Source organism: Alkanindiges illinoisensis DSM 15370 (genome assembly GCF_000619845.1).
Lineage (GTDB): Bacteria > Pseudomonadota > Gammaproteobacteria > Pseudomonadales > Moraxellaceae > Alkanindiges > Alkanindiges illinoisensis.
This window is the reverse complement of the sequence record NZ_JHUX01000003.1, coordinates 612,046-634,116: the sequence shown is the minus strand read 5'-3', so window position 1 is coordinate 634,116 and position 22,071 is coordinate 612,046. Positions and strand designations below refer to the sequence as shown.

General features: G+C 46.0%; 25 protein-coding genes. 3 read left to right on the top strand and 22 right to left on the bottom strand.

Annotated elements, in window-relative coordinates; translation table 11 throughout:
* Window positions 1-48 precede the first annotated feature (48 nt).
* The 12 genes from Q337_RS18910 to Q337_RS0103295 all read right to left on the bottom strand — a co-directional run bounded on the left by Q337_RS18910 (window position 49) and on the right by Q337_RS0103295 (window position 13,668).
* Window positions 49-3,633 (bottom strand): LPD3 domain-containing protein, encoded by a 3,585-nt coding sequence (locus Q337_RS18910; protein ID WP_051526523.1) that lies wholly within the window; start codon window positions 3,631-3,633, stop codon window positions 49-51.
* Window positions 3,634-3,978, bottom strand: coding sequence for a hypothetical protein (locus tag Q337_RS0103345; RefSeq protein WP_051526522.1), 345 nt, complete (start codon window positions 3,976-3,978; stop codon window positions 3,634-3,636).
* 12 nt (window positions 3,979-3,990) lie between these two features.
* Complete coding sequence (locus Q337_RS0103340; protein ID WP_026470383.1) at window positions 3,991-5,940, bottom strand: defense against restriction DarA-related protein; 1,950 nt, start codon at window positions 5,938-5,940, stop codon at window positions 3,991-3,993.
* Window positions 5,941-6,014: 74 nt separating this feature from the next.
* Window positions 6,015-6,593 (bottom strand): hypothetical protein, encoded by a 579-nt coding sequence (locus tag Q337_RS16615; RefSeq protein WP_034279172.1) that lies wholly within the window; start codon window positions 6,591-6,593, stop codon window positions 6,015-6,017.
* Window positions 6,593-8,215, bottom strand: a complete 1,623-nt coding sequence (locus Q337_RS16610) for a hypothetical protein (RefSeq protein ID WP_228133071.1) — start codon at window positions 8,213-8,215, stop codon at window positions 6,593-6,595. Before Q337_RS16610 ends, Q337_RS16615 begins: the two co-directional genes overlap by 1 nt.
* A gap of 63 nt (window positions 8,216-8,278) precedes the next feature.
* Window positions 8,279-8,791 (bottom strand): hypothetical protein, encoded by a 513-nt coding sequence (locus tag Q337_RS0103325; protein WP_026470382.1) that lies wholly within the window; start codon window positions 8,789-8,791, stop codon window positions 8,279-8,281.
* Window positions 8,792-8,841: 50 nt separating this feature from the next.
* Entirely contained in the window at window positions 8,842-9,747 is a 906-nt protein-coding gene (locus tag Q337_RS0103320; protein WP_026470381.1) for a hypothetical protein, read from the bottom strand.
* Window position 9,748: 1 nt separating this feature from the next.
* A complete protein-coding gene (locus tag Q337_RS0103315) occupies window positions 9,749-11,236 on the bottom strand; it encodes a hypothetical protein (RefSeq protein ID WP_026470380.1) in 1,488 nt (495 codons plus the stop codon).
* Window positions 11,236-11,616 carry a hypothetical protein gene (locus Q337_RS16605; RefSeq protein WP_228133070.1) on the bottom strand — a complete coding sequence of 127 codons (381 nt, stop codon included), beginning with the start codon at window positions 11,614-11,616 and terminating at the stop codon, window positions 11,236-11,238. The genes Q337_RS0103315 and Q337_RS16605 overlap by 1 nt, the downstream gene beginning before the upstream one ends.
* A gap of 7 nt (window positions 11,617-11,623) precedes the next feature.
* Window positions 11,624-12,514 carry a hypothetical protein gene (locus tag Q337_RS0103305; RefSeq protein ID WP_026470379.1) on the bottom strand — a complete coding sequence of 297 codons (891 nt, stop codon included), beginning with the start codon at window positions 12,512-12,514 and terminating at the stop codon, window positions 11,624-11,626.
* A complete protein-coding gene (locus Q337_RS0103300) occupies window positions 12,514-12,966 on the bottom strand; it encodes a hypothetical protein (protein ID WP_026470378.1) in 453 nt (150 codons plus the stop codon). Before Q337_RS0103300 ends, Q337_RS0103305 begins: the two co-directional genes overlap by 1 nt.
* Before the next feature lie 51 nt (window positions 12,967-13,017).
* Window positions 13,018-13,668, bottom strand: a complete 651-nt coding sequence (locus tag Q337_RS0103295; RefSeq protein ID WP_026470377.1) for a hypothetical protein — start codon at window positions 13,666-13,668, stop codon at window positions 13,018-13,020.
* Window positions 13,669-13,773: 105 nt separating this feature from the next.
* On the opposite strand from Q337_RS0103295, the gene Q337_RS0103290 reads away from it, so the two are divergent.
* Window positions 13,774-14,157: a hypothetical protein gene (locus Q337_RS0103290; RefSeq protein WP_026470376.1), complete on the top strand. Its 384-nt coding sequence runs from the start codon at window positions 13,774-13,776 to the stop codon at window positions 14,155-14,157.
* A gap of 9 nt (window positions 14,158-14,166) precedes the next feature.
* Here the strand turns inward: Q337_RS0103290 and Q337_RS0103285 are convergent, their stop codons facing one another.
* From Q337_RS0103285 to Q337_RS0103265, 5 genes are read right to left on the bottom strand one after another with little or no spacing between them, the layout of a single operon-like run.
* Window positions 14,167-14,778, bottom strand: a complete 612-nt coding sequence (locus Q337_RS0103285) for a hypothetical protein (RefSeq protein WP_026470375.1) — start codon at window positions 14,776-14,778, stop codon at window positions 14,167-14,169.
* On the bottom strand, window positions 14,766-16,220 hold the full coding sequence (locus tag Q337_RS0103280) for a hypothetical protein (RefSeq protein WP_026470374.1): 1,455 nt from the start codon (window positions 16,218-16,220) through the stop codon (window positions 14,766-14,768). Before Q337_RS0103280 ends, Q337_RS0103285 begins: the two co-directional genes overlap by 13 nt.
* Entirely contained in the window at window positions 16,201-16,536 is a 336-nt protein-coding gene (locus tag Q337_RS0103275) for a hypothetical protein (RefSeq protein WP_026470373.1), read from the bottom strand. Before Q337_RS0103275 ends, Q337_RS0103280 begins: the two co-directional genes overlap by 20 nt.
* A complete protein-coding gene (locus Q337_RS0103270; RefSeq protein WP_026470372.1) occupies window positions 16,536-16,895 on the bottom strand; it encodes a hypothetical protein in 360 nt (119 codons plus the stop codon). The genes Q337_RS0103275 and Q337_RS0103270 overlap by 1 nt, the downstream gene beginning before the upstream one ends.
* A 10-nt stretch (window positions 16,896-16,905) precedes the next feature.
* Window positions 16,906-17,439 (bottom strand): defense against restriction DarA-related protein, encoded by a 534-nt coding sequence (locus Q337_RS0103265; protein WP_026470371.1) that lies wholly within the window; start codon window positions 17,437-17,439, stop codon window positions 16,906-16,908.
* Between the two features lie 124 nt (window positions 17,440-17,563).
* On the opposite strand from Q337_RS0103265, the gene Q337_RS0103260 reads away from it, so the two are divergent.
* The gene (locus tag Q337_RS0103260) at window positions 17,564-17,839 is read left to right on the top strand and encodes a hypothetical protein (protein WP_156935690.1); all 276 of its coding nucleotides are present in this window, start codon (window positions 17,564-17,566) and stop codon (window positions 17,837-17,839) included.
* A gap of 12 nt (window positions 17,840-17,851) precedes the next feature.
* Entirely contained in the window at window positions 17,852-18,034 is a 183-nt protein-coding gene (locus tag Q337_RS0103255; RefSeq protein ID WP_034279170.1) for a hypothetical protein, read from the top strand.
* Window positions 18,035-18,092: 58 nt separating this feature from the next.
* Here Q337_RS0103255 and Q337_RS0103250 read toward each other — a convergent pair whose 3' ends face one another.
* The 5 genes from Q337_RS0103250 to Q337_RS0103230 form a co-directional block, all read right to left on the bottom strand.
* Window positions 18,093-18,884: a hypothetical protein gene (locus Q337_RS0103250; protein ID WP_051526521.1), complete on the bottom strand. Its 792-nt coding sequence runs from the start codon at window positions 18,882-18,884 to the stop codon at window positions 18,093-18,095.
* A 15-nt stretch (window positions 18,885-18,899) separates the two neighbouring features.
* A complete protein-coding gene (locus tag Q337_RS0103245) occupies window positions 18,900-20,198 on the bottom strand; it encodes a hypothetical protein (RefSeq protein WP_026470367.1) in 1,299 nt (432 codons plus the stop codon).
* A 6-nt stretch (window positions 20,199-20,204) separates the two neighbouring features.
* Window positions 20,205-20,492, bottom strand: a complete 288-nt coding sequence (locus Q337_RS0103240) for a hypothetical protein (protein ID WP_026470366.1) — start codon at window positions 20,490-20,492, stop codon at window positions 20,205-20,207.
* 135 nt (window positions 20,493-20,627) lie between these two features.
* Complete coding sequence (locus Q337_RS19060; protein WP_051526520.1) at window positions 20,628-21,482, bottom strand: hypothetical protein; 855 nt, start codon at window positions 21,480-21,482, stop codon at window positions 20,628-20,630.
* Window positions 21,466-22,008: a RodZ family helix-turn-helix domain-containing protein gene (locus tag Q337_RS0103230; RefSeq protein WP_026470365.1), complete on the bottom strand. Its 543-nt coding sequence runs from the start codon at window positions 22,006-22,008 to the stop codon at window positions 21,466-21,468. Before Q337_RS0103230 ends, Q337_RS19060 begins: the two co-directional genes overlap by 17 nt.
* Window positions 22,009-22,071 lie beyond the last annotated feature (63 nt).

Genomic DNA, 22,071 nt, shown 5'->3' with positions numbered 1-22,071 from the left:
AGGTATTTTTTTAGATTGACCTATGTTAAGGCTTGGTAATTGGTGCTTTTATGCGCTGTTCCAGTGGTTTCCATGCCCATAAATCGCATGAAATACTGGGTGTATCTGGTCATTTTCGATGGAATCAAAAGAATTGACGCCATGGCGTAAATTAAAGGTACGGGCTTCCCGCTTGTCAATGGAATACAGGGCAATAAAATGATTCAGTGCCAGCTGGTATTTCAGGCGTAAATTTGACAATTCAGCACTGCGTTTATTGTCCGCATTGGTTGTGCGGCCCCACAATCCCTTACGGCCACCCATCAAATAACGGGCGGTCTGCTCATTGGTGCGAATTTCCTCGCGCAGTTCCATTAACTGCTGCTGGTCAGTGATTTTTTTGGCCTGCAAGATGCCAATAAGCTGATTCAGAACAGTGATTGGCTCAACGTGCTGGCCAATCGAATCAAACTGCGTCCAGGTCTTACCCAGCCTGTTCCTAAAATCTTCAATGGATAGCGTTTCAATACTGCCCATCCCCTGCCAGCCCGATTCATAATTAGACAAATAAATTTGCTGGGCTTCTTCTAATGTAGACGCGCCAATAATGATCTTGTGTTCATCAAAATCTAGGCTTTCTGGATCAAGCTGGCGGATGACATACACAATGCCGGTATATTCATTCAAACCAGTTTTAACAAATACATCCAGCTCATCACCATCGGCACCCATGGTATTTTCAATGTAGCCATAGTGATGCTTCATCGTGGTTTGCCAAGCCTTTCCACTGGCGTCAACGCCTGAGCGTGTAGAACCAGCCGGATTTTCAATCGCTATATCTACACCCGCAATTGATAGCTTGCCCTTCACATAATCCCCTGAAATTTTTTGTGCTTCAGTCGGCTCTGGCAAATCATTGTAAGGTGACGTGGCGGCTTCATGGGCTTGCTTATCAATATCAGTACGCAAACAGTTATGCCGACATATCTCTTCCATGGTGAGTAAGGCATCATAACCGTCTACACTTTCATGACTGGTTAAAATATCAAAAGTCCCACTAGGTAAGTAAATCAGTGTCGCAAATCGCGTATCAGCAATGCGCATGGCCAGTCCATACCATACTTTACTGGTCTTAAACTTAATATCTGCAATAAATGCATCTATTCTCACCCTTGACTCTTTACTTTCATTTGCCCAGACATGAAAACAAACCTTATCACCAAGCTGACCGGAAGATGGCAATTTCATGGAATGCGCAAAATCAGTCTCAGGATTTTCTGACCATGGAATGATTTGCCCATTCATCCATGTATTGCTAGCATCAACCTTAGGCACCATAGCAATCTGATCATTGCCATCAACCGAATCAAAGCCAGACTTTTCTAATGATAGTTGCTGATCTTCATTAAGATATTTATTAATTTCAGCAATGATTTCAGGAATGGCCTTATTATCACAACCTACAATTTCAGTGATTAATTTTTCATCTAAATCAACGATGCTGACAAAAAATTTATCATCATCGGCATATTTAATAAGACGTACTTTGCGTTCACCACAAGGCTTGATCATGAAGCCGTTAGTACGTCTTTCACGTCCCCAGCCGTTTGCAAAGAAAATACGACGCAACGCATCCATTTGCTCCAGATATTTTGTTGGTGTCCATTCCCCAGTGCGGGCGTAGGACTTAAAAATCTGGTCAAATAACTTAGGCTCTAGAAAGCCTAAATCATCAAACATGCTTAAATTGGCTTTATCGCCATATTCTTGCTCAAGTACACCAACAGCATGCTGAATGACCTCTCGCATGCTCAGCGGCTCAGGATCACCAAACAGGCTATTGTTACTCTGGTCAATTGCCTGTTTTTCCAAAAAGCTGGCCATAGCTTTGAATAACAGACTCATCTTTTTGGCACTGCTGGCATTTTTGGATAGGAATACGGCCAGCTCTGCCACACCATCCGGTAAATCACCAAACAGGCCTTGCTGCTTAACAAACTCGGTCACGTCATGGTTGTCATTTTTTGCGGTCATCACCACGTTTGCAGCGGCAATAATCGCATCAATAACCTTTTGGTCAGTGGCACTTTCAATACCATCAACAATTTGACTGGATAAATCTTCGGTTTGTAACCGGCTAATGGCTTGGGCCTCAATAAACTTGGGCGCCGCAACACTTAATGCATTCAGCATATTTTTTAAGTCTGGCTTGGTCTGGTCTGCCACCATCTCTAAAAGACGGTCATCCTTATAAGCCTTGCTAAATACCGCTGCTTTAATGCGTAAAACTAGTGCCTGCGTTGGCTTGCCATCGGTTCCAATATACTGAGCAGCTTCGGTATCACCAATGGACTGTAAAAAAGCCTGTATAAATTTCTGGTTACTGGCCGCCAGTAAATCCCCATCTTCGCTTGGGTTAAATAGCATCGCCATATTGTCATCAATACGGCGAGCATCGGCCTTGGCGCGTTCCGTGGCACTCAAAGACAGCTTATCATCCTGGTTCGCTTCTACTGCAAATGCGGCACGGTCAATCTCAGTTTTACGGATACGCACCAGTACAGGCTGCTTAAAGGCTTCAACCTGTTCAGGCTTAAATCCAAAGTATTCTGCCTCATCAACCAGCCAAGCGCGGTATTCCTCTGCGGTACCACGTGCGTACGCTAATTGAATCGCCATGGTGCGACCGTTCCCGGATTCAACAATCAAGTCATCACCAACAATCGGCGCACCGGTGTCTGCACGGCTGGTTTTACCCAGACTATCAGGATCCAGATTGGCCGCTGTTTTTTTCACCCATGTCTGGCTGGCTTCGCGGCTACGGTCACGCGGCTGCAATTCTTGCGGAAATTTAGGATTAGTCCCGCCAGTGCTATCGTGTGATGCAATTACATTGTCAGCTTCAACCAGTGCAAAAACCGTATCAAGTTTGGTGCCTTTTGGGGTTTTTACAGTGTTTGTACGGCCTGTAACAATGCTGGTCGCTGGATTATTGACACTGAGAGCGCTATACAGTACATTTAATAAACGGACACGTCCTCCATTTTGAGTAAGCAATTTATTTTGCCCAGTCACTTGGTCTGAAGGGATGTGTCCTTTTTTTATGTCCTCTGCAATAGTAACCGCTTGCGTATAAAAGCGGGGTCTATCGTTTTTATCTTCAGTGTGCCGTCTTAAACGAACAACCATATAATATTTTTTGGCGTCAATTTCGATGGGTGCCGCGACCACAATATTTTCTAATGGTTTGCCCATATCATCCATTGTTCTACTGAGAACAACAGCTTTTTCAATAATCAAAGGCAAGGCCGGTAGCGCCTGAACATCAATTGGGTGGGGTTTATGACTCATGGCTGATTTAATGCCACTAGGCGCAATAATGATTGTTCCTAGCTGCACATTTTCAAATTCCTGCCCATGGCTATTTTTGTCCATCCACTCCCTAAACCAGTTAACAGCCGCCTTGATGTAATGACCCTTCTCATCAGGCTTAATCTGGCCGGACTGGATGGATGCAACCGGTTCACCCGTTAAAAACTCGTAGTTTTCGTGCTGCTGGTGCTTAAGCGCATCAATCATCGCATCAATCGCTGCAATGGGATTTGCAACGACGTCAATTTGATTTAAGGCGGTTTTATCCGTTTTCGACACCATTTAAGCCGCCTCACTCTGATGCACCTGTAATGGTTCAACCTGCTCTTTAAGTTTAAGAACAGCGGGAATCAGCTGTGGATGGTTCAAGTCTTTTTCGGCCTCTGCCTTGACCTGCTCCAGCAATTCTAGTGTGACTTCCCGGCCTTCCAGAATGGACTGGTACAGCGGATTATTGGCGGGTTCCTGTGCTTCTGGTTGATTCTGTCCACCCAGCAACAAACGCAATTCACGAAAGCGCTTTAACGATTTGGCCTTGTCCAGCGCGGTTAATCCATCACCAGCCAGTTTAAGGCGCAATTCTCTAAACTCTTTAAGGGCTTTGGCTTTTTCTAATGCAGTCAACATCGTTTTACCCCCTTAACCCAAACTCTTGGCGGCTTCTTGCTCAGCCTTGTTAATCGCATTGAGAGCCTGCTCATACAATGCATTGAATGCTGCATCGTCTGGGTACTTCTCGCCCAGTTCTATGATGTGATCCATATCAACAGTTGTGGCGTCCACAGTGCCTGCAATGATGTTTTGCAGAAACTCCTGATCCGGGTTAGCAGCTGGTTCAGGCTCAGGTTCAGGTGCTGCATTAAGGGCAGCTTGCAAGGCTTCAATGGAATCTAGGATTTCCAGTACATCTTCATCATCAATCGCGGTATTTAGGCGCTCAAGCGAGATACCTTTTTCAGTTGCAACAGGTTTAAGTTTCTCGGCCATCACCGTTGCAGCACTAACTGCTGCGCCTTCGGTTTCCTCATCCCCATTGTTTTTGGTTTCCTGAGCAATACCATATAAGCGCTTGAAATTATCTTCGGCCAGACCGTCTACCGTGCCTGCCTCGATATCTCTCACAAACTGAATATCTTCAGCAGGAATCGAATCATCCTCAACCACGGCCTGATTAAACTTTTCATCCAGTGTTTTTAGATAGGCCTTAGCTTCCTCAAAACCACCGTTTTGCAGTTGTTCTAGCGTAAAGGCCTGTTCTTCTGTCTGCTCGCCGCCAGTGGCAGGCATGATTGATAAACAAACCGTCAGGCCATCACCAAATGGGTCTACTGACAAATGAAACTTGGTGCCATCCACCTCTTTTTCTTTAAAGAAGTAATTTTTGGTAGTGGCTTCACCCAGATCAGCAGTTGCTGCAATATCAGCCATAAGCCCCTTAAGAACTTCGCTATTTTGCTGAGCCAGTTCCTGCTGTTGCTTGGCCTGCTCATGGGCTGCATCAATCTGTTGCTGTAAATCAGTCATTTCGTCGTCCAGCGCTTTATCGAGGGCGGTTTTATCAGTGATACGCTGTTCGGCATCCGCCAAAGCCTGCGCCTGCTCTGTTTTTTTAACCTGGTAGCGCTTAAACCGGTCACTATTCTGATTGACCAGTTTTAGAATACGGCCAGCCAGCACTGGTAAGGCAATACCTTCACCCTGGTTCGGTTGAATAGCGCCAGTAATATCACGGTTATTCATCTGGATTTTCCATGAAATGAGCGTATCAGCTGGCGCCAGTTTGGACGGTGTGCTGTCAGGGTTGTGAAAGAGAATCGTGACGCTCTGGCCGTCTGCCATATCGTAAGTCACCGCAACTTGCGCCACTTTGTTACGCTTGAATGGCTTGCTAACGGTGACATTCACCACTTGCACACCAGCCTTGCCCGCATTTTTCATAGCGGTATGCAATTGTGCGGTCAGCTTTTCAAGATATTGATACTGCACAATGAGCGCATCAAAGCCCGGCTCTTCAACGCCAAGCTGCTCAAGCAAATTTGGCAATCCGTCAAACTGGGATAACAACCCATCGTGGTCATCATGGCGTTGCATATCCAGCAGCAAATTGGCGGTTTGGCCTTTATGGGATACCAGATTGATGTCATCCCACATAGGTTTTTCAGCACAAATCACGTCCTGCATGGCCTTAAGTTGCCATGGGGCAATGGTGCTGGGTTTAGCGTGGTAGTGGCTGGTATCTAAATGGCGCATTAGGCCATTGGTATTGGTTGTCAGCACATCCATAGCCACAGAATCAAATAGGCGGCCAAACTGCATTAACGTCATATCAGCTGCCTGTTGATCATCTACCGCGCCCAGTACCGCAATCGCATCAAAATGCGCTTCATTGCCCTTACCGCCTTTTAGATTAACAACTCGCCATTGGTCATCATCGGTCGCTGTTTCAGCCACAAGCGCCGGGATACGGCGATATTGGCCAGCAATAAAACCTACTGCACAGGACCCGCTGTTAATGGAATCAAAACCTGCCACAAACCGGCTGGAATGCGGTGCATGAGTCTGGGTGAAAATATCGATATTCCGGCGCATGAAAAAAGCCCACTATTTTTAATACTGGGCTTATTGTGTCAGGCTAAAAATGATGGGTTTCTGGCAGGTTCCAGTCAATCAACCAGCATGGGAAACATCTTTAAGAAGTTAAGCTGGACTGTTGCCACGCCATTCACATTAGAGGCATCCAGAGGCACACTACCGGCTTGCAAGGCAACTAAGTGATCAACCTCAAAAACCCGTGTTGACCGGCTGTGCTTGTCATAGATAAAGATTTTCATCAGCATCAGGTAATCACCGGGTACCGCCTGAGTACCATCTTTGGGAAACACGATTTTTTTAATGGCTTTGGCACTATTTAAAATATCAGCAGCGCGGGTTTCAATGAACGGTATGGAAATTTCACCAGAACCATTGCCAGTGAGATAGTTCAACTGGTAGTGACCGACCTTGGCACTATCACTTTGTGCATCCAGTACCGATAAATCAATACTGGTGGCCAGCCACGGCAACCAAAAGTTATTAAACAGGGTCACATCTGGGCTTTTGGCGATTTTTCCGTTTTCATCAAAGGGCCGCAACTCTACCCCATAATGAATGGCCGATAGCGTACCAATGGCATACAACGACTCATAGTAGCCGATGGCCTCTTCAATCGGCATGCCAGACCAAACCCCATATTGATCAGCCATTAAATGCCGTCCTCTTCGTCGTCATTTTCTGGTTCAGGATTTAAGTTGTCATCCTGTGGATTGCCATTGGGATTTTGGCCATCCTCTAAGGCTTTTTCCCGGGCGCTGGTAATATCTTTAGCCAGATTCTGGGCTTCGTCGTAATCCATCCCCCCGTCACGCTCTAACAGTAGTGCGGTATTTTCTTCATTAAGCCCTGCGTCTTTAATCGCGGTAATGACCTGCGTCTTAATCAGCAATGTATTCATGCGGGTTTGCTTGGTCGTCTGGATTTCATTGGCTGCTGCAGTCTGATCAGAATGAAAGACCACTTGCCATGGATAATCCAGTTCATTGTCAAAATCTTCGTTATAGGCATAGCCCCAGTCAATTTTAAGCAAGTCATTAACCATTTGGCTTGAGGACTGCCGTATCATCATGGAACGGCGCATCACCTGGCTTGAATACGTCAGGGACGCGGAACCATCACCTATTCCACCGGATAACATATCAGCCCAGCCTACCATGGACGGGTCCAGACCAAGGCCCCCCATAAGCAAGCGTACGTCAATCATAAAAGTTTCAATATTAATGGCTGTACTACGCTGGCCCTTGATATCGCCAATCGGGTTTAAAATTTGCTTTTCATCCCATGTTGGCAATACGTGGTATTTCGTGGTGTAAAGTGCTTCGCCGCCATCTAATGCATTCTTAACAAACTGTTCATGCTCACGTAACATGCCTTCAAGCCCTTGCTTGTAGGCTTCACGCTGTGCCGGTGGCATACCGGCCATGTTCATGGTTAAAAACATCTGGTTGACTGCATCAGCAACCTGCTGTGTATTCATTGCCGCTAGCGCACGAATCACATTGTCAAAAATTTCTTCAATGGCAATTAAAAATGAGCCACCCACATGCGCTGGGAAAAGCGGCAAATTGTCCGGGTCGTCCTCTTCCATCATCTTGGCAACAAGCACGCCTTCAATGATTTCATGCTGGGGAACGTGCAGAATCCGCGGCATTTTCATGCGGATCATTTGTCGCGCCCCTAATTTTGAACTGGTATTCGTCCAGTTTCGGGCGTCCAACAAATGATAGACCAGCGTTTTACTACCCTGCTCAAACGGTAAAACCAGCGGTGGATAGGTGTATTCGTTACACATCATATCCACGACGCCAATGCCTTTTTTCCCATATACACGGGCATAGGAATCGCCAAAGCCGCAGGCATCAAAACACAGTTTAAGAATATGCTGATTGATCAGCCGCTCCATCGGCTTGATACGTTTTTCAAGTTTGGCAAGCTGTGCTTTTAAAACAGGGTTGTCGGCTTTTTGCAGGCGTTCAGCAGGCTTAATGAATACTTGCTGGCTGGTGTGCTCATCACCACCCAGTGCAGCGGTGCTATGGATTCCCATACTTTCAGCAATAGGGGCAAACTTAAGCATTTGCTCCCATTTGGTCATGATTTCCTTGCGGGTACGTTTCTTATTATTTTTGGTTTGATGGGTGCCTAGCGAAAATGGCGCAGCGGCGTCATACATATGCGCCATACTTTCTTGAGCTGCCCCGACGATAGGCGACGGTGCTGAAGCAGCGGAGCCTGCACCGAGCAAGATTGCTAAAACATCTGAAACTGCCATTCTTGTTGCCAAAATTCACCAATTTAAGGCTTATTTTGGCTGAATGGATTTTATGGAAATGGGCTAGGTTCCAGTAGGCATGGGTGGGTCAGTTTGTTCAGACCCACGTCTGACTCCACTATGAGGATGGGATTTAAGAGATACTTCGCCACCTATCACATCTTCTGTGGCTGTGATCTTGCCCGTTGTCGTCTGGTCGCCTGTGTGAGTAAAATCACCCTCAAGCACGAGATGGGCCTTAATTGTTACTATAGGGGCTTCAACCAGTACATTTTCACGCCCAAGAATTTCAATATTTTTCTGCCGGATCCGGCGCACATCTTCAACGGCTCCCTCACCGTGACTGCTGTAGCTCCAGACCACTGGTAAGCCTTCATCACCATTTTGAAAGAAGATATACACGTCTGCACCGACCAATATTTCGCGTTCGGTATCAAGGTCGTCATCACCAACCGGATAAGCAAATGTGGCTTCTAAACCTTCACTGGCCCCATCTGTCATACCATAAATATGAATCTGGGCTGTCCGGGCCTTCTGGTTATAGCTCAGGATTTTAGCGCGGGGAAAACCAAACATTTTGTTGTCCTAAGATTTACCGCCCGAAGGCGGCTGGATAAAGAATTAAATTAAAGACCGGGCCAGAATGCATACGTACACGCATGCAGCTCGACATCACCACCGAAATACAGTTGCACCGCATCAGTACCTGTACCCAGTGACGTTCTAAACTTCAATGTTGTTGGTTTACGAATTGCCAGTTCAGGCTGAATATCAGGAACTAACGGTGCATCCCTGATTTCAGCCCTCGCCCGGTATGATTCAAAAGGTGTCGGGTGACGACGTAGACCATCTTCATCAAGTGTGCCATTACCACCGCCATTTGTATCAATTAATGCCCAGCCGGATTCATCAAAGATTCTAAATAAATCCATACCTACATCATCAGCATGTTTTTGCACTGAATAAGTCTTTTCAATACGCTGCCAGTTACCCTCGTTCAGCTGGTATTCCATGTAATACGTTCCAGCAGGCAATGGAATAGAACGGTTAATGATGATATCTGCACCCTGCGCAGCACAGGTCGAAGGGGCAAGGCAGAATGAAACCTTACTAAATGATTCTGGAAAATTTTCCACCGGATTTTCAAGTAACCGTGTCGGGTTTAATTCATCTGGTGAAACATCAGGATAATCATTGATGGCTGATAAATTCGGAGAATCAGGGTTTGGTAAACCAATCAGCTCTATACGCACATACTCAGTCGTGTTATTGCTCCAGATCGTATGTAATTCCCCAACATACTTAATTGATACCCTGCCATCTTCCCGGATTGCCTGAATTATCTCACTCCACCAGTTTTCAATCGTCGTACCATTACCTACCTCGTAAGGTGGAACATCTAAAGGTACGCCATTAATCAGAACTGTCCAGCAACCATAAAACCCGCCCAAATGCACAAGTTCTATTGCACCCTCGCAGCCAATCATCACCTGCTTTGGCTTGGGCCTTAATACTGTTGTGATTAGGAACATATTAGGCATCCTGATTGGCGGTTAGATTAATGGCAATAACCCCACCATTAATCTGTATATTAGATGGCAGGTCATTCGGGTTTTCATCGACTGAACTGATATAGGTAGTACCCTGGTTATAAGGAACGAGTGTCAACACACGATCAATTCCTGACATATTCTTAATAGTGACAGTGCCATGCTGATAGAATATCGGGTCATAATCTGTAGCAACGGCTGAAAAGTCGTTATAAAAGAAGTTAGATAGCATCGAATCCTGAAATAAAAACTTATCACTAAAGAATGCAACATCACCCAGACTCAATATGGCAGGCAGAGCGCCACTCGCTGTTGACATCAGCACCCAGCCCTTGACGCTGTCATAAATCTTAAACCAGCCCGATAACTTCACGACTGCTGTATCTGACTCTACTTCTACTTTCTTCTTGGCAACCAGCGTCACAGTCTTTAATGCCATAGCAGCAGGTGTATCAGCCCAACCAACTTCAAGGGTACTTCCAGCTTTAACATATAAGCGCTGGCCAGCATCAAGCCAATTAAAAGGAGCAAAGTCACCATTCGGGGTAACAGTCAGCTCTATAGGTTCTTCTGTATGAATACCATCTTCAGTGTAATGGCCTGCATCCCTGATCCAGAAACCAGTACTACTGGTTAGCATGAAATTAGGGATATTTTCATCAATCGGAGAAACCTGATGCTTTTCATTCCGATCAAAGAAAATATCAGTGGGCAGTGCAATTGCATTGACCAATAAATCACTGGGTGCAGGCGGACTAGATGGCTGGTATATACCGCACAGGCTGATCCAGAACTTTTCAAACTTGGATGCAGGAACGGGCTTACTGGTTTTACCTTCCATCATGCGGTTAAATGCGTCTTCGGTGAGTTTATCAACACGCGCCTCTAGCCAGTTATTAAACCCGTCCTGCGCACCGATATTGCTTAAAAACTGCTGTATCGTTGCTTGAGCATGGGTTTGAAGATAGCTGGTGTAAGCAGCAAGGGCTTCTGTATTCTGGGCAAATGAAGCAAACAAATCAGACTGGTTTGCAGTAAGCCATGAGTTAAAGCTCGCAGACAGGTTTTGATTAACGAGAAAATCATTAAACGTCCGGCTACTGTCGGCTTGTAAAAAAGTATTGAACTGTTCCAGCAAGTCACTATCAGTCAAATAGCCTAACTGTACTTCCAGATTGTTCTGCGCCCAATTGTTGTAAGTACTGTTTAGGTTAGTTGCAGCAATAAAGCTGCTAATACTATTGTAATTTGATACCTGCTGGATTTGCTGAATACTCTGCATTGTCAGGTAGGTATTCTCAGACGTATTCTGGTTAAACCACTGCTGATACGATGATGCACCTTTGAGCTTATCGGCAGTGACTTTACAGGTCAGATAGCTGCCATTCGGTTGTTTCTGGCTAATTGGGATGAGGTCATTATCTTTGAGTGTAGTGGCTTCTGGCCGCTGGGATATGGATTGATTGGCCATTAAGTAACTCCGCTTTCAATAAGGATAGGTGATAGGTCGCCGTCAAACAGGATTAGCTCGTCTGACTGTTCTGCTCTTAAAAAACTAAATTCTTCGGGTTCAATACTTTCTAAATTAGATACTCGAAGCACCATCACACTAGACACACCTGCATCAAGGCAATCTTGCACAGCGATGTAATCAAGATTTTTAGGGTCATAACCCAGCATGCCCCTAATATTGCCTTGATGGATATTCATTGCCCGGCCTACTTCGCCACGCTTAAAACGTCCAATGATTAAAGCACTGGTAAGGATTGACCCAACATCAGTTTCAGAATGATCTTGTATTTCTTGATATTGCACCCCAACTGCTTCACCTAAAATCTTTGTGGTATTCATATCGTTCCTACAGGCTGGCCAGCCAAACCTTTGTAGCCATTGCCGATGCACCACCTAACGCAGCGGTCGCAACATGATGGGCCACAGTTAAAAACACATATTTCTTGCGATTAATCTCAACCACGTCGCCAGCACGCCAGGTCGGACTAAATGGCCTGATCATTACTCCGCGCAGCATTAAGACTTTTTCTAGGTTTTTAAGTTGGCGGGCATCAAGGCCTGCACGCTGAATCACCTGCTGCCCAAGTGTCGTATCCTCTCCCAAAACTGTAACCCCATCAGAATCAATAGACACATACGACGACTTATGCATGTTTTCCAGAGTCTGGCTTTCTATCCATTGCACTGCACTGGGGTCTAGCTTTAGCATGGGTTTCTGGTTTAACAGCATGTCAATTTTGACTGCTGCCATTTTATTGTTTCTAAAGCACATCACTGCCGCTTCTTGCTGCAAATACATGGCAAGCCGATTTGATGGCCTTGTGCCCTTTAAACAGATAAATTTCGGTAGAGGCAGATCATCACCCAGCGATGTTTTAGCGCCACAAGCACGAATCGCAGAATTAAAAGAAGTCTGGGTTTCAATCACGGGCTTGGTGCTAGCTTCAATCAAGCGTTTACAACCCGCTAATGCAGCAATACAGGGAATACCACCAATACGGCGACCTTCCTTGATGTGCTGGGATTTAACCGGGTCTACATAAATCAGTTCGTATGGTGCCAGTACATCACCCACTAGAATTTCACGGCCTTCTTTAAGCTGCTCATCCATTTCTGCGGTGGACTGTACGACCAACTCAACATGGGTCGGCATTGGCGTCAGGTCAAAGCGCTGCGTACAACTCAACAATTCAGAGGCGGAAATATTCCGGTTGCTGGCCAGTAAAGTTATCCGCATTACAGGCCGCTCAGGGTTTTGAAGCTAAAAGGCTTTTCACAAAAAGCAGCTTTTTGCAGCTTTTCACGCTCTTCCTTATAAATCTGGTCAGCTTCAGTCACTGTTAAATTAAAACCCGGCCAGCCCAGACTACTGCACGCTTCAATTAAGTGAGCCTGCATCAGGTTGCAGTGTGCCCGGATAACAGGATCAATAATGGCCCATTCAAAAGCCATTAATTCAATGTCCTTATCCAATATAAATAGACTTGTCGCTTTCTTCTGGCATTCAAGGGTTGCCCACGCTGCGTAATACTGGGTTTCAGTGAGGTACAGGCGCAGTACATCTTCATCCAGCAATGAGTAACCGCTGCCAGTCAACTCAAGCTGTAAATGCAATGCCAGACTTTCAATTGTGCCTGCCTCTGCATCTGGATAATGCGTCCCGTTATAAGGATTTAAGATCATGGCCATATCAACTCACCCTATGCGGCATGCGGGAAAACTCCCGCATGCTGTCCCTGCTTACCCAAACAAAGAACCGATTTGGCGACCAACACTGACGGCATTACGTGCAAGGCTAGTAGCAGACTGTGCCGTACGGACTACACGTTCAACTCTGTTAATCAGGTCGTCCACGCCTTCAACCTTGCGCTTACCGGGCAATACGGTGCCATTGACGCCAATGCTGGCAAAATTGCCGTAGTAGTTGTAATCAATAGGCGCGGATATGATTTGGGTCTGCGATTTGCTCTCACTATCCCATTCGCCAGGCTCAAAGCGAATTGCACAGTTTTTAAGTTCGTAGGCAGCGGTAAAGCTATCGACGCGCCCATCATAAAAATCGCACACATCCAGTATCCCGCCACTGGCCACGATATATTCAGCGAACAATTGCTCATGACAAGCTTCGGTCACAATGATTTGTAAATTGCCCGTGTACTTGGTCACAGGGCAACCTGCGGTGATAATCACATTGCCGCCAGCCATGTGAGTTTCAGCAGGATCACTATTGGTGATAATTGGACGCGGGCCACTTTTAAATAAAAAGCGTAGTTCCGGCATGTCACGCGGTACAAACATCCCCTGACATGATAGAAGTGGGGAACCCAGTTGCAGCATGGCCTGTGCATCGGCTTCCAGCTGATGAGCTAAGATTGGGTTGGACTGACGCATTGTTGTTCTCGAAATGCTTTGATGCGTCTAGTGTGCGTTATTTAAAATTTGCAAAAGGTGGGTAGTTCCAATATAAATATTTAATCTTTTTATTGAGTATGAAATATGGGTCAGGCCAAGCAACGCGGGAATTTTGAAGAACGAAAAAAACAGGCTGAAACGCTGGCTGAAAAATATGACCTTAGGCCACGCAATTTAAAAGACACGATTAAAGAACTGGGCCTGCCTGATAACACTAGCTTTAACGGCTATGTGGTTCATTTGCCTGAACCAGATGAATTTCTAGCAAAATTTGAAGAAAATAATATGATGATCAAGCGTGCTTATGCGCGTACTCCGATTTTGGCTAAGAAATTTGATGATGTTGAAGAAGCTATCAAAATCGTTAATGACCTGGATTATCACGCTCAGGTGTGCGTTTTGCTTGAAACGGATTCCCAGTTAATTATCGAAGGGGTTTACGATAACGACAAACCCCCTAAAAAATAATAAGAACGCTTAGCTTAAATCCACCACATTATAAACCTTGCCCACCATAGCAACGCCAATCGCCTTGGTTTCCGCTTCCCGGTTTAAGGCCTTGGCATTGACCTTGACCACGATATTAGCAGGCACCAAACGGCGGATAATGGGCGACAACTCCGCTATTTCTGCAATACTAACCGTAGCATCAAGACTAATCATGATGCGGCTGGTCAGGAAATAATTGGCCTGCTGTTCAGTGCTTAAAAACAAAGGATATTGGTTGATGCGTGCAACGCTGTGCCATAGCCTGATAATTTGCCATTGATTTGCCCAGACCATTTTCAGCACAAATTCTAAAAAGCCCAAGCCCCGTTCACTGGCCAGACTGGACCAGTTTGCATAAATCACTCGCATTAACGTATCAGACGTGACTGGACGGCGTAACACAACCAGTCCGTCCTGTTTGCTAAACCTTTCAATAACCGTGCGGCTACCGATATGCGGGGCGCCATAATCAACCAAATCCTGCATTTTCTGGCTGAACTGTTCGATATACACCTGGTGGAACGCCTGAACCAGTGCCGTTTCCAAACCGATGTGCGCATATTGATCATCAACCGGCCGGGTAAAGTTTAAAGTATCCATGGCGCGCTCACTGAATCGGCAGTTCGCTCAAGATTGACCGTAATACTGTCAGCCGTCAGATAGACCCACTCATGCGGCTTGTTGGTGCCAGCCTGCACATTGATTGAAAAATCACTGATACGGTCCTGAAACGCGACAATGTTATTGCGCAACAGCGTGGCCATTTCCTGACTGTTAAAGCCATTCACCAGCCAGCGACTTGCAACAATGGTGGTACGGCCATAACGGTCAACCAATAGGTTTTTAATCTGTGCCTTAACGGTGTCCAGATCATGCACTGCAGCTAGCCGCCCGGTAATAGTCACCTGACACGGTTTTTCTGCTACTACCCGAATATTCATCCGATCCTGATACAAACTATCAGCACGCCCAATGAGCTGCTTTATTTCCTGCTGAATGCTGGCCTGCTCCGCTGGATTTTTAGCAACAACGGCAAGGTTCAAATGATTGATGTCATGCCATGTGACGCCGTAATGCCGTTCCTGCACATTTTCATTCCAGACTGAAATAAAATGCGTGCGGTTCATGAATTTCTGACGTACCAGATAATCAAAGTTTTCTAAAAATACGGCATTTTCATCATAAAGCGCCGGATAACTGGCCAGTAGGCGAAGCTGGGCCACATTGAGTGGGTCTGCACCCTGTTTAACAAGTCCACCCGATTTAAAGCGAACGGAAACGCGCTGTTCATCACTGCTGAGCACATCAAGCAATGAGGCATCACGCAAGCGCGATACGTCAACTTCCCCATAGGTTTCAAGCAAGGCAATAATAAATACTTGGTTGGCCTGTGCCGTGCGCCCTGCCCGCTCATCATCACCAAACTCAACAAACAGGCGCCGTAAACTATCAGTTGTAACATTGACCGCATAATCCAGCGCTGCGGCATTCATCCAGCGAATTTTTAACGGGTATGGGTTGGCTGGTGTAGCGGTATCACGCACACTGATATTGGCTAGTGACAGATCATCCTTTAAATCCACCTTAAAACGGTGAAAAGGCTCTGTGGTCGGCACCGTGTATGAAATTTCACGGTACTCGCTTTGTTCAACTACGACCTGACCTGTAGCACCAGCTGGCACCGTCACGGATTGCAATAAACGCCATGGTCGCCCGCCGCTATTATCCTCTATCATCCGCCCTTGGCTTAACGTGATACTTGCCGTTGAGCGGTTAATGACTTCCAGAATATGCTGGCAAGCCGTGGCAATAGGCAATATTCCCTTATTCGTGGCATCGGCAATAATTGAGCGGTCACGGGTTTTATTGAACGGCTCAAGCGTTGCAATATCAATTTCCTGTGCCATTAGGCTAAAAAATGCCGCCTGTGAGCGGATTTGCTGAATGACCAGTGGATCCTGTGCGGTATATCGCTCAAGAATCTCTGGGTCAGTAATGGTTGCAACCAATGCGGCTTCAAAATCAGACTGCGTTAACATCAAAAGTTTCCCCGCGAAGTTGTGCCCGCACTTCAGCTGCTTTATTCAGGTTGATATTCACATTCCCCACACGCAAATAAATAATGCGGGTTTCATGGCCTTGTGTGTCGCTATACAGCGAAAGCTGGTCCGGGCTAAGCTTGGTTAAAATAGGAATATCGGTTTTCATCTTGGCAATAAATGCATTGCCAACCGGCGCACTTAACCGGTTTAAGATCAGATCATTGAGCGGAGCGCCATAGCTGGACCCGATGTAAGCATTGGGCGGCGTACTCAGCCAATGCTCAATCATGGCAATGATGTGCTGGGTAACAATCATTAGGTCAGTCCACGGCTTTTGGCATGGATCAGGATGAGCTTGCAGTACTGCGCAACCCCAATTTGCCAGGTAGTGACGCCAGCAAATAGCACCAGCAACAGGTAACAGCCCGTACCGGCAGCCTTCCAGTACAGCAGGCACTCATACAGTAGCGAGCACATAAATCCCAACCAGACCAGCACCAGGGCCATAATGATGAGAAAAGGGATACGTGCCAGAATCACCAAATTTGAATAGGACACATCATTTTTAAGTTTTAAAATGGTGTCCCGGTTCTTGTTGTTCCAGCCATAGCTAAAACCTGCATAACACAGGGAAAGTACAATCAAAAAAATATCAATAAATATTGAATTTTCCATGATGGCTCCCTTACTGGGTCACTGCTGCAATTTGCGCGCGGGCCTGTTCCAGTTTTTCTTTTAACTGGTCACGCTGGGCAGTTTTTTCAGTGATACGCTGATCAAGCTGGGCTTCCTGTTCTTGCACTTCCTTGATTTTTGCCGTAACGCTTTGGCTGGGTGCACGCGGAATTTTAACTTTTTGACGTGCATTTTCTGCCTGTTTCGCCTTTTGGCCATCACGTACCAGCTTGGCCACACCAGTCACAGCAGCGTCAAAGGTTTGTTTCCAGTCGTTACTGAAATCACCGGACAGGACGATGACCTTGCCATTGAGTTCAGCCTTAAATACATCGGCAGTCGCACGTACATAAAGGGTCAATGACTGACCACCAGCAAATGCAAAGGTAACAGGTGCCGCGCTTACCCCACTCACCCGTTTGACTTTCCCTACCTCTACGGTACCCGCCGGGATTTGTTGCCCGGTTGCGGTTTCCAGTGCGGCACGGATTTTTTCAATATATGCATCTTTATTGGTTAATGTCGCAAGGTTTAAACCAGCCATGTCACAATACTCTAAGTTTACTTATGGCTATTTTGCTTGTTTAGAAAATACCCTGACCTGCATGGTTCCAAATGACAATAAAGGACTTTATTATTCAAAACACATACCCTAGGGATTTTCCAAAGTGAAAAATATTATTCAGGAACCCATGACTCAGGAAAAAGCGACAGCAATTTTAGAAAAGGGTAAAAACCTGTTTTTGGATGAAAAGCATCTGGACTGGAAAGTAATGACATATATTAGAAATTATGTTGAATTTTTGGAAATGGACTATGAAGGCTTAAAGCGTGAAGCACACGACTTTCATCAGAAAAATTTGATAGGCTCAGATTATTTGCAGGATTACTTGAGTGAACTGGATACCGCTTACAATCAGGCTAAGTTATATTTAGAAATTTAGTAATTGGAGATCATGATGACTGATATGCAAAAGGAATACAGCAAGGCCCATGGTAAAAGAATAAAGGCTTGGGCAAATTATGATAAGTCGCTATCCAGTGGTGACAAGGCAACCATTGAAAAAGCTAAAACCGCTTATGACAAAGCGAATCAGCACTACCACGATGTATTGACCAAATGCTATGCAGATAAATAAATCTAGTAATTAAAAAAGGCCGCCTAAGCAGCCTTTTAACGCAATCATTCGCTGTAGTTTAATACAAACCCATCTTGCGACCTTTCTTAAACGATTTCACACGCTGGCGAATGGAATTAGCCGTGTGTGCTTTCAGGCGGGCTTTTTTAATCGCCTGTTTCTGGTCAGCAGATTGACGGATTTTCTGCCCAGGCAGTCGCTTGTTCACAATGGTTTTGATGCCTTTACGAATGGCCAGTACCCCTTTATAAGCAACCTTACGGCCACCCACTTTTTTATGCGAGAACGCCCCGACTTTGGCTTTAGTCTGTGCCTTAGTCAAGCGCTTACCACTGATAGAGTCAAACCCCTCCTCAATGTCATCTGGCTCACCGAAGATGAATTCACGGGCAAATTCATCCAGTGGTTCACCTTCATCGGGCATATTCGCGATAATGGTTGCAGCAGCAGCTTCAATCGCAGCATCGGCAGCAGTGACATTATCACCGAACATTTCATTGATGACAGAATCATCCACGTCGAAAGACGACAATGCATCTTGAATGGACCCGGCCAATGCGCCTTCAATGTCGCTATCGTCGTCGTCCAGTCCATCCAGTGCCTCGATCATCAGGCCGTCCAGCAGGTCAGTGGGCAGCTCGCCTTCTTCTAGTTTGCCTTCAATAATCGTATCAGCCATATGCGACACGATATGCAGCGCCTGTTCACGCACATGCTCAATAAATGATTGCTGCTCACGTTGTTCACTGGCAGTCAGGGTTGCAGCCTGGCTAATCGCCACGGCTACAGAATCAAAGCCAGGCACAATCAGCGCTGGCACCGGGGTTTTACGTTTATGTCCAAAAATCATTATTTCTTACTCCAACTACTTACTAAGAATGTCTTTATCAAAAATTGCAGCACGGGTCATACCGTCTATACCACGCGCCATATACAGCCGAACACGTTCAAACGGATAGTCAGCATCGGGCGTTAAACTAAATACATACGGCGCACCGCCCAAATCTGCGGCAGGCTGCAACAGGCCAACCGTAGGTGCCGCACATTTTTTCAAAAAGGCTTCAATTTCGCGGCTAGCATCAGTTAAGTAGCTGCTCATGCGTCTAAGCATGTGACGATTTAGAATGTCGGTTGCTATATTGCTGGTATAGCAGGCAATTTCTGTGGCATTGACCAGGCGCAGCGCACTGTTCTTGCTTTGACGCTGGGTTAAGCCATCACTGAGAACAAAGCGCACACCCCCGCCAAAACTCATGCGGCGTACAGTATTCACTTTAGCTTTAGCCAGCATTTCCAGTGTTTGCTCGTTAAATACCACGTCAGGCCGCATTTCTAGGCCTTTCATGGTGAATGGAAAATCGTAACCGGCTACCGGGTCGCCAATTTTGGGGATACCCTCTGCTGTTGTACGTGCATTGCGAAGTAACTTCATACCAAGGTATGCGCCAATGGCGTAGGCTGGTACTTTGCGGCCCCGTAGGGATACGGCATCACGCGGACGGCAGATATTAGGCGACCAAATTAGTTGTACGCGCTGATCCTGTGCATCCAGATTAAGCGCCAAGTCAGCAGCCTGCTCTGGTGTAATGGTTGGGTCAATCTCACAGTCCATGGGAATGTTGAGCTTGTCAGCTGCACGATAAACCGTGTTGTAAAGCTCCAGATCATCCAGGGTCGGCAGCACCAGATAGGCTGGTCGAACACCTTCAGCCGTTAAAATGTCATAGACCTGATCGGCATCAAATGGTGGTGGCTGATCACTTGGAAGCGGCAATGCAAAACTGTTACGGTTTAAGCCATTGTATGCATTAAAAGCCACGCAATTTTTAACCGCAGTAATCAGGCCAGAACCAAGAATTAGACTAAATTCTCCAAAGATTTCCGCAGCATCAGCGACTGCCTGAATGGATGACAAATCATCCTCATCATTGCTTAATGTGCCCTGAATCTTAAAAATTTGATCGTCTGTAGTTGAGTCAAACCAGGTTAAACGTACGGTGATATCATCACCTGATAGCGGATTAGCCACTTTCGCAAAAAAAGCGATATCAAGGGATGCATCATCACCCAGATAGCTTTTTGTCGTTGCACTAATGACCAGCGCTGGGCTAACTGTAGCGCCTAGTGATAAAACGCCTGCACCTGAAAGTCTAATTTGCGTCATGATTTTTTATTCCTCAGGTTGAATTGAATCAGCTACACGTAACACCTGCACACTGGGCACACCAGCATCTAAACAGGCCTGCACAGCGATGTAATAAGGATTGGTAGGTTCATGCCCCAGCTGACCACGAATATTGTTTGGGGTAATCACCATGGGACGTCCAACTTCACCCCGTTTAAACCGGCCAATCACAATGGCTTGCGTTAAACCGGCCACTGTATTGGTTTCGGTATTGTCAGTAACACCCTGCCACTGCACACCGACCGCTTCACCTAAAATCTTTGTTGTGTTCATTGCCTTGCCTTATGGCCTACTGCTTATGGTTATTGTGTCAGCATGGTTTTGGGTAAAATGAGGTAGGTTCCAGTTGTTCAGGCATGAAAAAAGCAGCCTTTTGGCTGCTTTTTAGATTCTTTCTGGATTCTTGGTTTAACTTAATTCCATGCCTTCCAAAGCAAGCGGTACACGGATTTGTGTCAAATCAACCTGACTATATTCTGGATGCAAAATCGCAATGACATGGCAGTATAAAGGCTGATTCTGGATTCCTGGCTGTGCGTCACTGTAATCATCCGTAATGCCACCATCAGGAGTGTAAATTGACCAGTTCACGGCATCATTAACCACTTGTGCCGTTACACGAAGATCAGTGCCTGTTTTTGTAAAGAGATTAAGTGCACCAGCTTTTGAAATTGAAACGCCTGTATTGGCACCGTTAGCCGGGGTTTGGTCTACGGCAAAGCCACCATTACCGGCCATGCGGTTACTATAGGCATCACGCGCGTTACTATTTGGTGAAATGATCAGAAGGACTTCTGAAAATACATTAACGCCACCGATATCATAATTGGGCTGACCAAAGGTGTAGTATTTATTGAGTGCAGCTGGTGTGGTGATTGCAAAGGCTGGCAGACCATTGAAATAATCAAATGCTATCGTTCCACCCGTATATTGTATGTTTTCACCGCCAAACTGAGCATTGACAAAGGTAAATGGATCGTCATTGCTTTCTTCTTCTACCGGCACACTGGTTACGCCAATAACTGCAAAGCCTTCCAAGGCATTAATTTGCTCAAGATTTGAAATGATCTGGTCGAATGCCATATCACCTTTAACCCGCACAAGCACTGTTTGGCCGGGCGGCAGCTGAGTATTGGTTAATAGTTCCGTTTTTACGATTGATGCATTGTTTGTCATGCTGACATCTCGCTCTGTAGGCTCATCACCAACAATGGTGAGGATTGGGTTTGTTCCGTCAAAGTATTTATCAGGTACTGCTGGCATCTTCTTTAATCTCCAAATTACGGCCTAAGGCTTGAAACTGCTTTAAATTGCTTAAGGCACGCTGTTTAAAGCTGGCATTGATACATTCAATGGTTTTGGTTTCAACAGGTGCAATGGTGGTACGGGTGACAGGCTCAAATACACGCTGGTCACTGTTATTCGTCACCTCAAAGGCATGTACTGGCTTTACAGGTGCTACTGCAACTGGTTCAGTTACTGGCGCAGGTGCCGGGCTTGCTTGCTCTTTATCAGCGGCTGATGCGTCGTCGCCTTTGTTATCAGCTGGCTGTATTTCAGCATCTGTTAATGGATCATCAGCTGGTGCTTTGTCCTGTTGGCCATTGTCAGCGCCTTCTGACTGGTTCTGTATTGCCGCTGGCTGCTCAGGATTGGCATTGGGCTGTGCTGGCGTTTGATTTACCTTATCCTGCTCAGTATCAGGGGTTGATGGTGCTGACTGTTGTTCAGCTGTTGACGCAGCTGTTTTGGTGCGGGGCTGCCGCTTAGTTTTTGGTTCAGTTGTCATGATACCCTCATTGACTTTATGAATATTGAATGGGAAAAAAGGCGCGATCAACGCGCCTTTTTA

Bases quoted from the DNA above. Each gene is read 5' to 3' on its own strand.
- Q337_RS18910 (WP_051526523.1), bottom strand. From the start codon at position 3,633: ATGGTGTCGAAAACGGATAAAACCGCCTTAAATCAAATTGACGTCGTT.
- Q337_RS0103345 (WP_051526522.1), bottom strand. From the start codon at position 3,978: ATGTTGACTGCATTAGAAAAAGCCAAAGCCCTTAAAGAGTTTAGAGAA.
- Q337_RS0103340 (WP_026470383.1), bottom strand. From the start codon at position 5,940: ATGCGCCGGAATATCGATATTTTCACCCAGACTCATGCACCGCATTCC.
- Q337_RS16615 (WP_034279172.1), bottom strand. From the start codon at position 6,593: ATGGCTGATCAATATGGGGTTTGGTCTGGCATGCCGATTGAAGAGGCC.
- Q337_RS16610 (WP_228133071.1), bottom strand. From the start codon at position 8,215: ATGGCAGTTTCAGATGTTTTAGCAATCTTGCTCGGTGCAGGCTCCGCT.
- Q337_RS0103325 (WP_026470382.1), bottom strand. From the start codon at position 8,791: ATGTTTGGTTTTCCCCGCGCTAAAATCCTGAGCTATAACCAGAAGGCC.
- Q337_RS0103320 (WP_026470381.1), bottom strand. From the start codon at position 9,747: ATGTTCCTAATCACAACAGTATTAAGGCCCAAGCCAAAGCAGGTGATG.
- Q337_RS0103315 (WP_026470380.1), bottom strand. From the start codon at position 11,236: ATGGCCAATCAATCCATATCCCAGCGGCCAGAAGCCACTACACTCAAA.
- Q337_RS16605 (WP_228133070.1), bottom strand. From the start codon at position 11,616: ATGAATACCACAAAGATTTTAGGTGAAGCAGTTGGGGTGCAATATCAA.
- Q337_RS0103305 (WP_026470379.1), bottom strand. From the start codon at position 12,514: ATGCGGATAACTTTACTGGCCAGCAACCGGAATATTTCCGCCTCTGAA.
- Q337_RS0103300 (WP_026470378.1), bottom strand. From the start codon at position 12,966: ATGGCCATGATCTTAAATCCTTATAACGGGACGCATTATCCAGATGCA.
- Q337_RS0103295 (WP_026470377.1), bottom strand. From the start codon at position 13,668: ATGCGTCAGTCCAACCCAATCTTAGCTCATCAGCTGGAAGCCGATGCA.
- Q337_RS0103290 (WP_026470376.1), top strand. From the start codon at position 13,774: ATGGGTCAGGCCAAGCAACGCGGGAATTTTGAAGAACGAAAAAAACAG.
- Q337_RS0103285 (WP_026470375.1), bottom strand. From the start codon at position 14,778: ATGGATACTTTAAACTTTACCCGGCCGGTTGATGATCAATATGCGCAC.
- Q337_RS0103275 (WP_026470373.1), bottom strand. From the start codon at position 16,536: ATGATTGTTACCCAGCACATCATTGCCATGATTGAGCATTGGCTGAGT.
- Q337_RS0103270 (WP_026470372.1), bottom strand. From the start codon at position 16,895: ATGGAAAATTCAATATTTATTGATATTTTTTTGATTGTACTTTCCCTG.
- Q337_RS0103265 (WP_026470371.1), bottom strand. From the start codon at position 17,439: ATGGCTGGTTTAAACCTTGCGACATTAACCAATAAAGATGCATATATT.
- Q337_RS0103255 (WP_034279170.1), top strand. From the start codon at position 17,852: ATGATGACTGATATGCAAAAGGAATACAGCAAGGCCCATGGTAAAAGA.
- Q337_RS0103250 (WP_051526521.1), bottom strand. From the start codon at position 18,884: ATGATTTTTGGACATAAACGTAAAACCCCGGTGCCAGCGCTGATTGTG.
- Q337_RS0103245 (WP_026470367.1), bottom strand. From the start codon at position 20,198: ATGACGCAAATTAGACTTTCAGGTGCAGGCGTTTTATCACTAGGCGCT.
- Q337_RS0103240 (WP_026470366.1), bottom strand. From the start codon at position 20,492: ATGAACACAACAAAGATTTTAGGTGAAGCGGTCGGTGTGCAGTGGCAG.
- Q337_RS19060 (WP_051526520.1), bottom strand. From the start codon at position 21,482: ATGCCAGCAGTACCTGATAAATACTTTGACGGAACAAACCCAATCCTC.
- Q337_RS0103230 (WP_026470365.1), bottom strand. From the start codon at position 22,008: ATGACAACTGAACCAAAAACTAAGCGGCAGCCCCGCACCAAAACAGCT.